This is a genomic window from Phytobacter palmae, from assembly GCF_039409775.1.
In the GTDB taxonomy this organism is placed as follows: Bacteria; Pseudomonadota; Gammaproteobacteria; order Enterobacterales; family Enterobacteriaceae; genus Phytobacter; species Phytobacter palmae.
Genome location: NZ_JBCIVJ010000020.1, coordinates 21,540 through 34,906 on the forward strand (window position 1 = coordinate 21,540; position 13,367 = coordinate 34,906).

Annotated in this window: 15 protein-coding genes; 13 read left to right on the forward strand and 2 right to left on the reverse strand. The window is 55.0% G+C overall.

Annotated elements, in window-relative coordinates; translation table 11 throughout:
- The first annotated feature begins 119 nt into the window (after positions 1-119).
- Together ascF and AAIG39_RS20440 are read left to right on the forward strand one after the other, a co-directional pair.
- Complete coding sequence (gene ascF, locus AAIG39_RS20435; protein WP_343194595.1) at positions 120-1,568, forward strand: PTS cellobiose/arbutin/salicin transporter subunit IIBC; 1,449 nt, start codon at positions 120-122, stop codon at positions 1,566-1,568.
- A gap of 12 nt (positions 1,569-1,580) precedes the next feature.
- Positions 1,581-3,005, forward strand: a complete 1,425-nt coding sequence (locus AAIG39_RS20440) for a 6-phospho-beta-glucosidase (RefSeq protein ID WP_249572757.1) — start codon at positions 1,581-1,583, stop codon at positions 3,003-3,005.
- A gap of 85 nt (positions 3,006-3,090) precedes the next feature.
- On the opposite strand, the gene hycI is transcribed toward AAIG39_RS20440, so the two are convergent.
- On the reverse strand, positions 3,091-3,564 hold the full coding sequence (gene hycI, locus AAIG39_RS20445) for a hydrogenase maturation peptidase HycI (protein WP_090088382.1): 474 nt from the start codon (positions 3,562-3,564) through the stop codon (positions 3,091-3,093).
- 235 nt (positions 3,565-3,799) lie between these two features.
- On the opposite strand from hycI, the gene hypA reads away from it, so the two are divergent.
- The 6 genes from hypA to AAIG39_RS20475 all read left to right on the forward strand — a co-directional run bounded on the left by hypA (position 3,800) and on the right by AAIG39_RS20475 (position 7,975).
- Positions 3,800-4,147, forward strand: a complete 348-nt coding sequence (gene hypA / locus AAIG39_RS20450; protein WP_090088334.1) for a hydrogenase maturation nickel metallochaperone HypA — start codon at positions 3,800-3,802, stop codon at positions 4,145-4,147.
- Positions 4,148-4,150: 3 nt separating this feature from the next.
- Positions 4,151-5,023, forward strand: a complete 873-nt coding sequence (hypB, locus tag AAIG39_RS20455) for a hydrogenase nickel incorporation protein HypB (protein ID WP_343194596.1) — start codon at positions 4,151-4,153, stop codon at positions 5,021-5,023.
- Complete coding sequence (locus tag AAIG39_RS20460) at positions 5,014-5,286, forward strand: HypC/HybG/HupF family hydrogenase formation chaperone (protein ID WP_090088330.1); 273 nt, start codon at positions 5,014-5,016, stop codon at positions 5,284-5,286. Before hypB ends, AAIG39_RS20460 begins: the two co-directional genes overlap by 10 nt.
- Positions 5,286-6,407 carry a hydrogenase formation protein HypD gene (hypD, locus tag AAIG39_RS20465; RefSeq protein WP_249572759.1) on the forward strand — a complete coding sequence of 374 codons (1,122 nt, stop codon included), beginning with the start codon at positions 5,286-5,288 and terminating at the stop codon, positions 6,405-6,407. The genes AAIG39_RS20460 and hypD overlap by 1 nt, the downstream gene beginning before the upstream one ends.
- Positions 6,404-7,414, forward strand: coding sequence for a hydrogenase expression/formation protein HypE (gene hypE / locus AAIG39_RS20470; protein ID WP_343194597.1), 1,011 nt, complete (start codon positions 6,404-6,406; stop codon positions 7,412-7,414). Before hypD ends, hypE begins: the two co-directional genes overlap by 4 nt.
- A 132-nt stretch (positions 7,415-7,546) precedes the next feature.
- Entirely contained in the window at positions 7,547-7,975 is a 429-nt protein-coding gene (locus tag AAIG39_RS20475) for a TOBE domain-containing protein (RefSeq protein ID WP_090088323.1), read from the forward strand.
- A 29-nt stretch (positions 7,976-8,004) separates the two neighbouring features.
- Here the strand turns inward: AAIG39_RS20475 and AAIG39_RS20480 are convergent, their stop codons facing one another.
- Positions 8,005-8,349 (reverse strand): nitrous oxide-stimulated promoter family protein, encoded by a 345-nt coding sequence (locus AAIG39_RS20480; protein ID WP_090088320.1) that lies wholly within the window; start codon positions 8,347-8,349, stop codon positions 8,005-8,007.
- A gap of 276 nt (positions 8,350-8,625) precedes the next feature.
- Here AAIG39_RS20480 and AAIG39_RS20485 point away from each other — a divergent pair, with 276 nt between their 5' ends.
- Genes AAIG39_RS20485 through AAIG39_RS20505 form a run of 5 tightly spaced genes read left to right on the forward strand, consistent with a single transcriptional unit; the run spans position 8,626 to position 13,008 of the window.
- A complete protein-coding gene (locus AAIG39_RS20485) occupies positions 8,626-10,059 on the forward strand; it encodes a circularly permuted type 2 ATP-grasp protein (RefSeq protein ID WP_090088318.1) in 1,434 nt (477 codons plus the stop codon).
- Complete coding sequence (locus tag AAIG39_RS20490) at positions 10,059-10,988, forward strand: alpha-E domain-containing protein (protein ID WP_343194598.1); 930 nt, start codon at positions 10,059-10,061, stop codon at positions 10,986-10,988. Before AAIG39_RS20485 ends, AAIG39_RS20490 begins: the two co-directional genes overlap by 1 nt.
- On the forward strand, positions 10,985-11,803 hold the full coding sequence (locus AAIG39_RS20495; RefSeq protein WP_090088314.1) for a transglutaminase family protein: 819 nt from the start codon (positions 10,985-10,987) through the stop codon (positions 11,801-11,803). The genes AAIG39_RS20490 and AAIG39_RS20495 overlap by 4 nt, the downstream gene beginning before the upstream one ends.
- 18 nt (positions 11,804-11,821) lie before the next feature.
- Entirely contained in the window at positions 11,822-12,553 is a 732-nt protein-coding gene (locus AAIG39_RS20500; protein ID WP_090088312.1) for a proteasome-type protease, read from the forward strand.
- 35 nt (positions 12,554-12,588) lie between these two features.
- Positions 12,589-13,008 carry a hypothetical protein gene (locus tag AAIG39_RS20505; RefSeq protein WP_090088310.1) on the forward strand — a complete coding sequence of 140 codons (420 nt, stop codon included), beginning with the start codon at positions 12,589-12,591 and terminating at the stop codon, positions 13,006-13,008.
- The last annotated feature ends 359 nt before the right edge of the window (positions 13,009-13,367 follow it).

The window sequence follows — 13,367 nt, forward strand, 5'->3', positions numbered from 1 at the left end:
GTCTGGAAACATGAAACTCATCATGCTTTTGTGGAACCGGTTTCCTATCTGATGTTTCATTATCCGTCTCAAGTCGGGTAATGAAGCCGTACTCTATTGATAAAACAGGATATAACCCGATGTCGAAGAATTATGCGGCGCTTGCCGGCTCGGTGGTGAACGCACTGGGCGGTGTTGATAACATCGCTGCCGTCACCCATTGCATGACGCGTCTGCGCTTCGTGGTGAAAGACGACGCCAAAATTGACAGTGCGACGCTGAAAGGCATTAGCGGCGTTATGGGCGTGGTACGCAACGACAGCCAGTGCCAGGTGATCATCGGCAATACGGTGTCGCATGCCTACCGTGAAGTGGTGGCATTGCTGCCCGGTGATATGCAGCCTGCCCAACCGGTCGGTAAACAGAAGCTGACGCTTAAGCGTATTGGCGCAGGTATTCTCGACGCGCTGATCGGCACGATGTCACCGCTGATCCCGGCGATCATCGGCGGCTCAATGGTCAAACTGCTGGCGATGGTGCTGGAAATGTCCGGCCTGCTGCCAAAAGGCTCTTCAACACTGACCATTCTGACGGTGATTGGCGACGGCGCGTTCTTCTTCCTGCCGCTGATGGTAGCCGCGTCCGCCGCCGTGAAGTTTAAAACCAATATGTCGCTGGCGATTGCCATTGCAGGCGTGCTGGTACATCCGAGCTTTATCGACCTGATGGCGAAAGCCGCCCAGGGTGAACATGTGGAATTCGCGCTGGTTCCGGTGACGGCGGTGAAATACACCTACACCGTTATCCCCGCGCTGGTGATGACCTGGTTTCTGTCCTGGATCGAACGTTGGGTGGACAAAATTACCCCGGCGGTGACGAAAAACTTCCTTAAACCGATGCTGATTGTGCTGATTGCCGCGCCGCTGGCCATCGTGCTGATTGGTCCGTTGGGGATCTGGATCGGTAGCGCCATCTCTGCGCTGGTATACACCATTCATGGCTATCTGGGCTGGCTGTCCGTTGCCATTATGGGTGCCCTGTGGCCGCTGCTGGTAATGACCGGGATGCACCGCGTGTTTACCCCAACGATTATTCAGACCATTGCCGAAACCGGCAAAGAGGGCATGGTGATGCCGTCAGAAATTGGCGCCAACCTGTCGCTTGGCGGCTCATCGCTGGCGGTGGCGTGGAAAACCAAAAACCCGGAACTGCGCCAGACTGCCCTTGCGGCCGCGGCTTCTGCTATCCTGGCCGGTATCTCTGAACCCGCGCTGTACGGCGTGGCCGTTCGCCTGAAACGCCCGCTGATTGCAAGCCTGATAAGCGGCTTTATCTGCGGTGCCGTAGCGGGAATTGCCGGGCTTGCCAGCCACTCAATGGCGGCGCCGGGTCTGTTCACCAGCGTACAGTTCTTCGATCCGGCGAATCCAATGACCATTGTCTGGGTGTTTGGCGTGATGGCGCTGGCGGTGGTGCTCTCCTTTATTCTGACGCTGCTTCTCGGTTTTGAAGATATTCCGGTAGAAGCAGAGGCGCAGAAACCGCAGGCGGCAAAAACAGCCGTTGTTCATGAAGCCCGGGCTCAATAAGCGAGGTAACGCATGTCTGTATTTCCGAAAGGATTTTTATGGGGCGGCGCCATTGCCGCCAACCAGGCCGAAGGGGCGTATCTGGAAGGCGGTAAAGGGTTAACCACCGTCGATACTATTCCTCACGGCGCGAACCGTCTGCCGGTGAAACTCGGCCTGGAAAAACGTTTCACCCTGCGTGAAGACGAATACTACCCCAGCCATCAGGCGATCGATTTCTACCATCGTTACAAGGAAGATATCGCGCTGATGGCAGAGATGGGCTTCACCGTTTTTCGCACCTCTATTGCATGGAGCCGCCTCTACCCGCAGGGTGACGAGCTGACGCCGAACGCCGAGGGTATCGCGTTTTATCGCGACATGTTCGCAGAGTGCAAAAAGTATGGCATCGAACCGCTGGTGACACTGTGCCACTTTGATGTGCCGATGCATCTGGTCACCGAATATGGCTCCTGGCGTAACCGCAAGATGGTGGAATTTTTCACCCGCTACGCCCGCACCTGTTTTGAGGCCTTTGACGGTCTGGTGAAATACTGGCTGACCTTTAATGAAATCAACATTATGCTGCACAGCCCCTATTCCGGTGCCGGGCTGGTGTTTGAAGAGGGCGAAAATCAGGATCAGGTGAAATACCAGGCGGCGCACCACGAACTGATTGCCAGCGCACTGGCGACCAAAATCGCCCATGAAGTGAACCCGGAGAATCAGGTGGGCTGTATGCTGGCAGGCGGCAATTTCTATCCGTACTCCTGCAAGCCAGAAGATGTGTGGACGGCGCTGGAAAAAGACCGGGAAAACCTGTTCTTTATTGATGTTCAGGCGCGCGGTAGCTATCCGGCCTACGCGGCCCGAGTGTTCCGCGAAAAAGGCGTCACCATCAAGAAAGAAGCGGGCGACGACGAGATCCTGAGAAATACCGTCGATTTTGTGTCGTTCAGCTATTACGCCTCGCGCTGTGCCTCAGCCGAAATGAACGCGCAAAATACCTCGGCGGCCAACATCGTGAAATCTCTGCGTAACCCGCATATCCAGGTAAGCGAATGGGGTTGGGGGATAGACCCGCTTGGCCTGCGCATCACTATGAATATGATGTACGATCGCTATCAGAAGCCGCTGTTTTTAGTGGAGAACGGGCTGGGTGCGAAAGATGAATTTAATGCCCAGGGTGAAATCGAAGACGATTACCGTATCAGCTATCTGCGCGAGCATATCCGCGCCATGGGCGATGCCATTGCCGACGGTATTCCGGTAATGGGTTACACCACCTGGGGCTGTATCGATCTGGTGGCGGCATCCACCGGTGAGATGAGCAAGCGCTACGGGTTTATCTATGTCGACCGGGATGACGCGGGTAACGGTACGCTGGAGCGCAAGCGCAAAAAATCGTTCTGGTGGTATAAGAAGGTGATTGCCAGCAACGGAGAAGATTTGGCTTAATCGCCGGGGTTTTCACCGCAGGGGAGAGTTCGCCGCTTGCTCACAGCCCGGATGAGGCGCTTGCGCCGCCATCCGGGACGGTCAACTACTCCTCTTCCCCCGCCTCCAGCAGCGCAAATCCACCGTTACCCTGCCAGGTGGCCAGGCGCGCATAGATCGTCTCCACCGCCTCTTTCACCGGGGGCGTCATCGGGTAATAAAAGCCGACGATATCCGGCTGAATGCCCAGAAAAATCACCTCGCCCACATCCTCTTTTAACTGATCAATCAGATAATTGAGCGGCATGTTATGGGTAGTCATCAGGAACATCTCGGCAATATCGTCCGGATCGACAATACGAATTTCACCAGGGTTCAGCCCCATATCTGTCGCATCGACAATCAAAAGCCTGTCGGGGCGAAGTTCGCGGATCGCCACCACGTCGTTTTCGGGTGCGCTACCACCATCAATCACCTGCCAGTTTCCGGTTGGATTCGCCGTGCACATCTCCGCCAGCAGCGGGCCTGCGCCATCGTCACCCATCATGCTGTTACCCACACAGAGCAATACGTCCGTCACCTTCTCTCCTCGCCACCCACTGGTGGTATTTCCCGGTAAATAAATTGTCGCCTGGTCATTTTTGACGTTCGGTAAATTCGCGATCGTCATTTTCGTCATCAATGAAATGTCAGGAACCATCAGCGGCGGCCATTTTGCCGGAAAACAAGGTATTAACGCCTTGATCCTTGCCGCAATAAAGCGAAGAACCCTGGCATTGTTATTGCAACACGCGCCTGATTAATGAGGAGGCTGTATGCATGAAATTACCCTGTGCCAGCGTGCGCTGGAAATTATTGAACAACAGGCGAAACAGCACGCCGCCCGACGCGTAACTGAGGTCTGGATCAAAGTTGGCGCATTTTCCTGTGTGGAACCTGCCGCATTGACGTTTTGTTTTGATCTGGTCTGCCGTGGCACCCTGGCAGAGGGCTGTACACTGCACATCGAAGAACAACAGGCGGAATGTTGGTGCGAAAGCTGCCAGCAATACGTGACCTTACTAAGCCAGCACGTGCGTCGCTGCCCGCAATGCAGCAGTGACAATTTGCAAATCGTCGCCGACGACGGCATGCAGATTCAGCGGCTGGAAATCGAGGAGTGAGCAATGTGTACGACATGTGGTTGTCAGGAAGGTAACCTCTATATCGAGGGCGACGAGCATAATCCCCATTCCGCGTTTCGCAGCGCGCCATTTGCTCCCGCTGCCCGTCCGGCAATGAAAATCACAGGCGTCAAGACCGACAATTTCAGCCCGACGGCGGCAGAAAATGGTGATTTACATTACGGCCACGGCGCAGCCGGAACCCACGCGCCGGGCATGAGCCAGCGGCGGATGCTGGAAGTGGAAATCGATGTGTTAGATAAAAACAATCGCATCGCCGCGCATAACCGCGCCCGCTTCGCCGCCAGACACCAGCTGGTGCTGAACCTGGTCTCCAGCCCCGGTTCCGGTAAAACCACCCTGCTGACCGAAACCCTGACCCGTCTGAACACCCGCGTGCCCTGTGCGGTTATCGAAGGGGATCAGCAAACCGTTAACGATGCCGCGCGTATCCGCGAGACCGGAACCCCGGCGATTCAGGTGAACACCGGCAAGGGGTGTCATCTGGATGCGCAAATGATTGCCGACGCCGCACCTCGTCTGCCGCTGGCGGACAATGGCATTCTGTTTATCGAAAACGTCGGCAACCTGGTTTGCCCGGCCAGTTTTGATCTTGGCGAACGTCACAAAGTCGCCGTGCTGTCGGTGACCGAAGGCGAAGACAAGCCGCTGAAATATCCACATATGTTTGCTGCGGCCTCCATCATGCTTCTCAATAAAATCGACCTGCTGCCTTACCTCAAATTTGATGTAGAGAAATGCCTCGCGTATGCCCGTGAAGTGAACCCGTCGATTGAAATTTTCCTGGTTTCGGCCACCAGCGGTGAAGGCATGGACAGATGGCTGGACTGGCTGGAGACCCAACGATGTGCATAGGCGTTCCGGGACAAATTAGCGCCATTGATGGCAATCAGGCGAAAGTCGATGTCTGTGGTATTCAGCGCGACGTCGACTTAACGCTGGTGGGCAGTACGGATGAAACGGGGCATTCTCGCCTGGGACAATGGGTGCTGGTGCACGTGGGCTTCGCCATGAGCGTGATAAACGAAGAAGAGGCCCGCGAAACGCTGGCGGCCCTGCAAAATATGTACGACGTCGAGCCAGATGTGGGCGCGCTGCTGTTTGGTGAGGAGGGATAATGCGTTTTGTGGATGAATACCGCGCGCCGGAGCAGGTTATGCAGCTTATCGCGCATCTGAGTGAGCGTGCCGCACTGCTCACATATACCGCGCAGCGCCCTCTACGCGTAATGGAGGTTTGTGGCGGCCATACCCATGCCATCTTTAAGTTCGGTCTCGACCAGTTATTGCCGGATAATATCGAGTTTATCCACGGGCCGGGCTGCCCGGTGTGTGTCCTGCCGATGGGACGCATTGATACGTGCGTGGAGATCGCCAGCCATCCTGAGGTGATCTTCTGCACCTTCGGTGATGCGATGCGTGTACCAGGAAAAAACGGTTCTCTGTTACAGGCGAAAGCGCGTGGGGCGGATGTGCGTATCGTCTATTCCCCGCTGGATGCGCTGAGCCTGGCGAAGCAGAATCCACAGCGCAAAGTGGTCTTTTTTGGCCTTGGCTTTGAAACTACGATGCCCGCCACCGCCATCACACTGCAACAGGCAAAATTGCAGGATGTGAGTAACTTTTTCTTTTTCTGCCAGCACATCACCATCATTCCGACCCTGCGCAGCCTGCTGGAAGAACCGGATAACGGTATCGACGCGTTTCTTGCGCCCGGCCATGTCAGCATGGTAATCGGCACCGATGCCTATGGTTTTATCGCCGGGGAATTCCAGCGACCGCTGGTGGTCGCTGGGTTTGAACCCCTGGATCTGCTGCAAGGCGTATTAATGCTGGTGGAGCAGAAAATCAGCGCCCGTCATCAGGTAGAAAACCAGTACCGTCGCGTGGTGCCGGACGAAGGCAATCGTCTGGCGCAGCAGGCCATTAGCGAGGTGTTTGCGGTGCAGGGCGACAGCGAGTGGCGCGGGCTGGGGATAATTGGCGATTCCGGTGTGCGCTTAACCGCGCCCTACCAGCGCTTTGATGCCGAAGCCCATTTTAACCCTGTCCCCCAACAAGCCTGTGACGACCCGCGCGCACGCTGCGGCGAGGTACTGACCGGCAAATGTAAGCCCCATCAGTGTCCGCTATTTGGCAATACCTGCAATCCACAAACCGCGTTTGGCGCACTGATGGTCTCCTCTGAGGGCGCCTGCGCCGCCTGGTATCAATATCGTGCTCAGGAGTGCGAAGTATGAATGAAGTCCAACTGGCGCACGGCAGCGGCGGTCAGGCGATGCAACAGCTCATCAGCCAGCTTTTTATCGACGCCTTCGCTAATCCGTGGCTCAGTGAACAGGAAGATCAGGCACGTCTCGATCTTGCGACCCTCGCCGCCAGCGGTGATCGACTGGCCTTTTCCACTGACAGCTACGTTATCGACCCGCTGTTCTTCCCGGGAGGCGATATCGGCAAACTCTCTGTTTGCGGCACGGCGAACGATGTTGCGGTAAGCGGCGCGATTCCCCGCTATCTCTCCTGCGGTTTTATTCTCGAAGAAGGTCTGCCGATGGAGACCCTGAAAGCCGTGGTCACCAGCATGGCGGAAACGGCCCGCCGTGCGGATATCGCCATTGTTACCGGTGATACCAAGGTGGTACAGCGCGGGGCGGCAGATAAGCTGTTTATCAATACGGCAGGTATTGGCGCCATTCCAGCCAATATTCGCTGGGGCGCCAGCACCCTTGAAGCCGGGGACGTGCTGCTGGTCAGCGGCACGCTTGGCGATCACGGAGCGACCATCCTCAATTTGCGCGAACAACTGGGGCTGGACGGAGAACTGACCAGCGACTGCGCGGTGTTAACCCCGTTGATTCAGCAGTTGCGTGATATTCCTGGCGTGAAAGCGTTGCGTGATGCGACGCGCGGCGGCGTCAATGCCGTGGTGCATGAATTCGCCGCCGCCTGCGGTTATGGTATCGAACTTAACGAACGCGACCTGCCGGTGAAAACCGCCGTGCGCGGCGTGTGCGAGCTCCTGGGGCTGGAAGCGCTGAATTTCGCCAATGAAGGCAAACTGGTAATTGCCGTACAGCGCCAGTCGGCCGAGCGGGTGCTTGCTCAGTTACGCGCTCACCCGCTGGGCCAGGATGCCGCGATCATCGGTGAAGTGGTAGAGCGTAAAGGGGTGCGACTGGCAGGCTTATATGGCGTGAAACGCATTCTCGACTTACCTCACGCCGAGCCCCTGCCCCGGATTTGCTGACGTTTTGTCTGCGTGAAAACGCCATGTTGCCAGCATTGGTCTGCACATCTATACCCATGATAAGAAAATGGGTATGGATCAACAGGCAATGACCTGAGATAACTGACTCTTTCTCATCACCCCGGAGGCAACATGGCCGTTTCAGCTCGTAACCAACTCGTCGGTAAAGTCAGCGCAACTGCGCACGGTGCCGTTAACGATGAAGTGGAATTAACCCTCGCCGGCGGCGCGAAGCTTGTCGCTATCGTCACATCCAGCAGTAAGGAAGCACTGGGATTGACCCCAGGTACAGAAGCTATCGCGCTGATCAAAGCGCCGTGGGTTACGCTTGCAACCGAAGAGTGCGGGCTGAAATTCTCTGCGCGCAATCAGTTTGCCGGTGCGGTAAGCGTCGTGACCGAAGGGGCCATAAACGCGACCGTACATGTCGCCACTGACGCCGGTTTTGAAATAGTGGCGGTGGTGACCAACGAAAGCTGCGAAGCGCTACAACTTGCACCGGGGAAACGCGTCATTGCCCTGATTAAAGCATCATCCATTCTTATTGCCACCCGGGCCTGAGGAAACGTAACGCCGTGCCCGCCACGGCGTTATTTTTTAGGGCGGTATTTTTCCGGCAGTTCGGGAACAGGACGTTTGTCATCCATCAGATGGCGGAGGGTCAAAACAGGGTGTCGCCACAGCATCCTCGGCCCTGCCCAACGCATAATCTGTTTCATCTCTTCACGTCTGGCAGGCGGGTAGCAGTGCACAGGGCATTGTTTACAGGCTGGTTTTTCTTCACCAAATATACATTTATCCAGCCGCTTATCCGCGAAATCATTCAACGCCTGATAGTGCGCTTCATCCGCCACAGCCTGCGGACAGTGCTGCCGGTAAAGCGCAATCATATGGCGAATGGTCAGTTTTTCACGGCTAATGCGTTTTCCCGTCATCATGGCCCCCTTCAAAGACGCATTTAGTTTACCCTTTTAAAAGGGACAGGCGAACAGCTATTACCGCTTTTCCGGCTGGTGCAGCCATCTTTACACTTGCACCAACTTCCCTCTTTTTCTGCCGCCTGAACGTCATCGTGGTGCGTTTTTACGCCGGCCGCTCCTCATAAAGGTGCACCTCGCCTCGCTATTGCGTGATAAGCCGCGCTTTTGGTGCGCTGGCATGTTTTCTGCATTTTACCTTTATCTTCATCAAGCGGAATGCAGGGGATGACAATGATAAAAATGACGCTTCCGAGCGCGCCTTACTACGATGAAATGCTCACCGCAGAAGGTCGGCAACGCCAGCATTATGACGCCTGGTGGCACTGGTTACAGCAGACTGACCAGCATGCCATTCACCAGAAGAAAGAGCAGGCAGAACTGCTGTTTCACCGCGTCGGCATTACGTTTAATGTTTACGGTGAAGAGGGAGGAACAGAGCGTTTAATTCCATTCGACAGCGTGCCGCGCATCATTCCGGCCCACGAATGGCGGATGCTTGACGCAGGCATACGCCAGCGGGTAAAAGCGCTCAACGCCTTCTTATACGATATCTACCACCACCAGCATATTCTCAATGCCGGTATTGTCCCCCGTGAGCAAGTGCTCGCCAACGAACAATATCAACCCTGTATGCAGGGCGTCGATCTGCATAATAATATCTATGCCCATATCACCGGCATCGATATGGTCCGCGACAGTGACGGCGGATACTATGTGCTGGAAGATAATCTGCGCACCCCATCCGGCGTCTCTTATATGCTGGAAAACCGCAAGATGATGATGCGCCTCTACCCGGATCTGTTCGCCAGTTCGCATATCGCACCGGTCGAGCGCTACCCCAGTTACCTGCTACAAACCCTGCGTGAAAGCACTTATGTTGATGACCCCTGTGTAGTAGTGCTGACGCCCGGACGCTTTAACAGCGCCTATTTTGAACACAGTTTTCTTGCTCAGCAGATGGGGGTGGAGCTGGTAGAAAGCGCCGACCTGTTCGTCAAAGAGGGCAGTGTCTATATGCGCACCACCGAAGGCCCGTGCCGGGTCGATGTTATCTATCGCCGTATTGACGATGCCTTCCTCGACCCGCTGGCGTTTCGTTCGGACTCTATGCTGGGTGTACCGGGGCTGTTGTCGGTCTATCGTTCAGGTGGCGTGGTGCTGGCCAATGCGATTGGCACCGGCGTGGCAGATGACAAATCCATCTACCCGTACGTGCCGGATATGATCCGTTTTTATCTTTCTGAGGAGCCTATCCTCGGCAATATTCCCACCTGGCAGTGCCGTAAAGCCGAAGATTTGAGTTACGTACTGGCCCATCTGGATGAGATGGTGGTGAAAGAGGTCCACGGCGCGGGCGGCTACGGCATGCTGGTCGGTCCCCGCTCGACCCGGGCGCAAATTGATGCCTTCCGTCAGCGCCTGCTGGCAAACCCCGGTAATTACATTGCGCAAAACACCCTGGCGCTCTCCACCTGCCCGACTTTTGTCGAGGAAGGGCTGGCCCCGCGCCACATTGACCTGCGCCCGTTTGCGCTCTACGGCGAAGAGATAAGGCTGGTGCCAGGCGGGCTGACCCGCGTGGCGCTGACCGAAGGATCGCTGGTGGTGAACTCCTCGCAAGGGGGTGGCACAAAAGACACCTGGGTAATGGAGGAGGATGAATAATGTTAAGCCGCACCGCCAGTGAACTGTACTGGATGGCCCGTTACCTGGAACGGGCAGAGAGCTTTGCCCGCGTCCTTGATGTGACCTACAAATTATCAATGATGCCGCGCCACAGCCAGCAACAACATGATTTAGCCCTGCCGCTTAATCTGACATTCGGGCATGAACTGTTTCAGGAGCGTTATGCCCGGTTCAGTATGAATAACCTGCTGAATTTCTTTGCCCTTGATGGGCAGAACCCGAGCAGTATCTATAGTTGTATTGAAATGGCCTGGAATAACGCCCATGCCGTTCGCGGTAGTCTTTCATCCGAGGTGTGGGAGTGCATCAATACCACCCGTATCGATATCCGCAATCTGCGCCAGACGGGGGTGGATAAGATTGGTATCGACGCCTTTTTCGACTGGGTGAAAGAGCGCGCGCATCTGTTCCGTGGCGCCATGTTCGGCACACTGCTGCGTAACGACGCCCAATACTTTATCCGTATCGGCACGCTGATTGAATGCGCGTTTGCCACCGCGCAGTTGCTGGCGTTAAAAGATCAGCAACTCAGTAACGATCCGGATCCGGTACGCGAATATTACCGCCTCGACACACTGTTGCGTGCGGTGAGCGCCCGCGAGGCCTACCACAGCATTTATCGCCAGCCGATCAGCCGGGAAACCGTCACCGAATTACTGGTGTTTCGCAATGACGTGCCGCGCTCGCTGCATGCCTGCGTCGGCGACCTGGTACAGCAGCTGGAGATGATTGGCAGCGAGCGGGCACGCGTTCCGTTGCGTCTTGCCCACCAGTTGCATGTGGAGCTGCGTTTCGGCTCGCTTGATGATGCGCTGGCCGACGACCTTCAGGAGTGGTTAAACCGTTTTCTCACCAAAATCAACGAACTGGCCGATAGTATCCGCCAGACCTATCTGGAGGCGTTATGAAACTAACCATTAATCACCTGACGCATTATCACTATGATGAAGAGGTGAAATTCAGCACGCAGTATCTGCGTCTGACGCCGCAAACCTCCGGCCGCCAGTATATTAAGGAATGGAATCTGCTGCTGCCCGCCTCGGCGGTAGCGACAACCGATGCGTACGGTAATCTGATGCATGTCTTAACCCTGGATCACCCTCATCAAGAGATAATCATTCATGCTCAAGGTGTGGTTGAGATCGCCGATAATGCAGAAGAAGAGGAAGAGACCAGCGAATCGCTCTCTCCACTGGTGTTCCTGCGCACGACCCCGTTAACCGACCCGGACACGCCGATTCGCGAATTTGCCCGGCGTTATTACCGGGAAGAAGATGCACCTGGCAGCCTGGAAGAGTTGATGGCGGAATTACGCCTGAAAATGCCGTATACGCCTGGCGCCACCCAGGTACATGACACTGCCGCCGTCGCTTTTGCCAAAGGAAAAGGGGTGTGCCAGGATCATACCCACGTATTTTTGGCCTGTTGCCGTAGCCTGCGCATTCCGGCGCGTTACGTGAGCGGTTATGTTTATAGCAAGGATACCGAGCATGTGGCGATGCATGCCTGGGCAGAGGCCTGGCTTGATGGACGCTGGCAGAATTTCGATATCACTAATAATACGCGCGACCTGAACCAGCATCTTCGCCTGGCGATCGGGATGGATTATCTGGATGCCTGCCCGGTGCGGGGTAGCCGTTTTGGCGGCGGCTGTGAAGAGATGTTTTCCGCTGCTGAGGTAAGCCTGTTTGAGCGACAACAACAGATCCAGCAGCAACAATGAATCAATAAAGGTATTTTAATGACTTACTGTGTGGCCATGCGTCTTTCCGACGGGCTGGTTTTTGCTTCCGACTCCCGCACCAATGCGGGAGTCGATCACATCGCAACGTTTAAAAAACTCCATGTATTCAGCAAGGAGGGGGAACGGGTGCTGGTGATCCAGTCTGCGGGGAACCTGGCCACAACACAGAGCATTGTCAGCCTGCTTAACGAACGGATACAAGGCCAGCATACGCCAAACCTAATGCAGATGGGGACGATGTATGACGCCGCCACGCTGGTCGGGGAGACGGTGCGCGAAGTGATTCACCGCGACAGCGCGGCGCAGCAAAACAGCAGCACTATTTTTGGCTGCAATATGCTGCTCGGCGGGCAGATTGGCAATGAGGTCCCGCGTCTGTTTCATATCTATCCCGAAGGCAATTTCATTGAAGCGACGAATGACACCCCCTACTTTCAGATTGGCGAGAGCAAATACGGCAAGCCGATTATCGACAGGGTGTTGACGGTCGATACCCCTCTGGAGCACGCTATGTGCTGCGCCTTGATCTCCATCGATTCGACGTTACGCAGTAATCTCTCCGTCGGTATGCCGCTGGATGTCATGATTTATCGCGCGAATACCTATGATGCCAGCGAACAGCGGCGCATCACGGAAAACGATCCCTATTTTACCGGTATCCGCAAAGCCTGGTCGGAAGGTCTGGTCAACACATTCCGCCAGTTGCCGCCTTTTCCGGCACAGGGCTAATTGGGTGATACCTGTAATAAACAAAGAGCTCCTCAATGAGACTGGCAGTCATTAGCACCTTATTTTTGCTTGCAGCGTCAACATCCGCGCTGGCATCAACATCGAACGAAGAGACGGTCGCGGCAGCGAAAGTCACCCTGGGCCAGGCGCTGTATAAATCTGCGCTGCTTACCGGCGCCATGCCGGAAGAAGGCAAAGCGGACCCGGCCAAAATGGGCCAGAAAATGGGGGCCGAAATGTCCGAACGCCTCAATAACGTTGTGATTGGCGGCCTCAACCAGGGGGCAAATTGCGACGATATCACCGCGAATATTCAAAAAAGTTTCGAAATTATGCAAAGGGACGCAGTAAGCCAGTTCTCCTCCTCTTCTGCCATTAAAAAGGCGCTGGATAATGTGCCGCTCAGCGCTGCACAGTATGCCGCCGCGGAATGCCAGAATTTAACCAGCCAGTAATACCTCTCTTCAATCCCGGCGGTGAAAGCCGCTGAGATCAGACTTTTATCTCCCCTTTCGACATTGTTAACAGGCACTACACTGACGCATTAATTGTGATAAAACCGATTTAAAGGAGAATATTTATCCGTACAAATCTCCAAATTTCTATTGTCTGTTGTTTTTCTTATAGTTAAAAAAATACCGGATGGCGTGAATGAACCGGAACATAATAATAAATTGCTGCGTCGTGAAATTATTCCAGCACCGGGAAATACGATCATGATCGTATTATCTGTAAGAAACTCCCGATATAATTAGTATTACGATGAAATGGCCTTTAATTCAGTAAGAATTACATTCATTTAAGGGGGAGCATT

What these genes read in the sequence shown, in the direction of transcription:
- ascF (WP_343194595.1), top strand. Translation starts at nt 120, where the DNA reads ATGTCGAAGAATTATGCGGCGCTTGCCGGCTCGGTGGTGAACGCACTG.
- AAIG39_RS20440 (WP_249572757.1), top strand. Translation starts at nt 1,581, where the DNA reads ATGTCTGTATTTCCGAAAGGATTTTTATGGGGCGGCGCCATTGCCGCC.
- hypA (WP_090088334.1), top strand. Translation starts at nt 3,800, where the DNA reads ATGCATGAAATTACCCTGTGCCAGCGTGCGCTGGAAATTATTGAACAA.
- hypB (WP_343194596.1), top strand. Translation starts at nt 4,151, where the DNA reads ATGTGTACGACATGTGGTTGTCAGGAAGGTAACCTCTATATCGAGGGC.
- AAIG39_RS20460 (WP_090088330.1), top strand. Translation starts at nt 5,014, where the DNA reads ATGTGCATAGGCGTTCCGGGACAAATTAGCGCCATTGATGGCAATCAG.
- hypD (WP_249572759.1), top strand. Translation starts at nt 5,286, where the DNA reads ATGCGTTTTGTGGATGAATACCGCGCGCCGGAGCAGGTTATGCAGCTT.
- hypE (WP_343194597.1), top strand. Translation starts at nt 6,404, where the DNA reads ATGAATGAAGTCCAACTGGCGCACGGCAGCGGCGGTCAGGCGATGCAA.
- AAIG39_RS20475 (WP_090088323.1), top strand. Translation starts at nt 7,547, where the DNA reads ATGGCCGTTTCAGCTCGTAACCAACTCGTCGGTAAAGTCAGCGCAACT.
- AAIG39_RS20480 (WP_090088320.1), bottom strand. Translation starts at nt 8,349, where the DNA reads ATGACGGGAAAACGCATTAGCCGTGAAAAACTGACCATTCGCCATATG.
- AAIG39_RS20485 (WP_090088318.1), top strand. Translation starts at nt 8,626, where the DNA reads ATGATAAAAATGACGCTTCCGAGCGCGCCTTACTACGATGAAATGCTC.
- AAIG39_RS20490 (WP_343194598.1), top strand. Translation starts at nt 10,059, where the DNA reads ATGTTAAGCCGCACCGCCAGTGAACTGTACTGGATGGCCCGTTACCTG.
- AAIG39_RS20495 (WP_090088314.1), top strand. Translation starts at nt 10,985, where the DNA reads ATGAAACTAACCATTAATCACCTGACGCATTATCACTATGATGAAGAG.
- AAIG39_RS20500 (WP_090088312.1), top strand. Translation starts at nt 11,822, where the DNA reads ATGACTTACTGTGTGGCCATGCGTCTTTCCGACGGGCTGGTTTTTGCT.
- AAIG39_RS20505 (WP_090088310.1), top strand. Translation starts at nt 12,589, where the DNA reads ATGAGACTGGCAGTCATTAGCACCTTATTTTTGCTTGCAGCGTCAACA.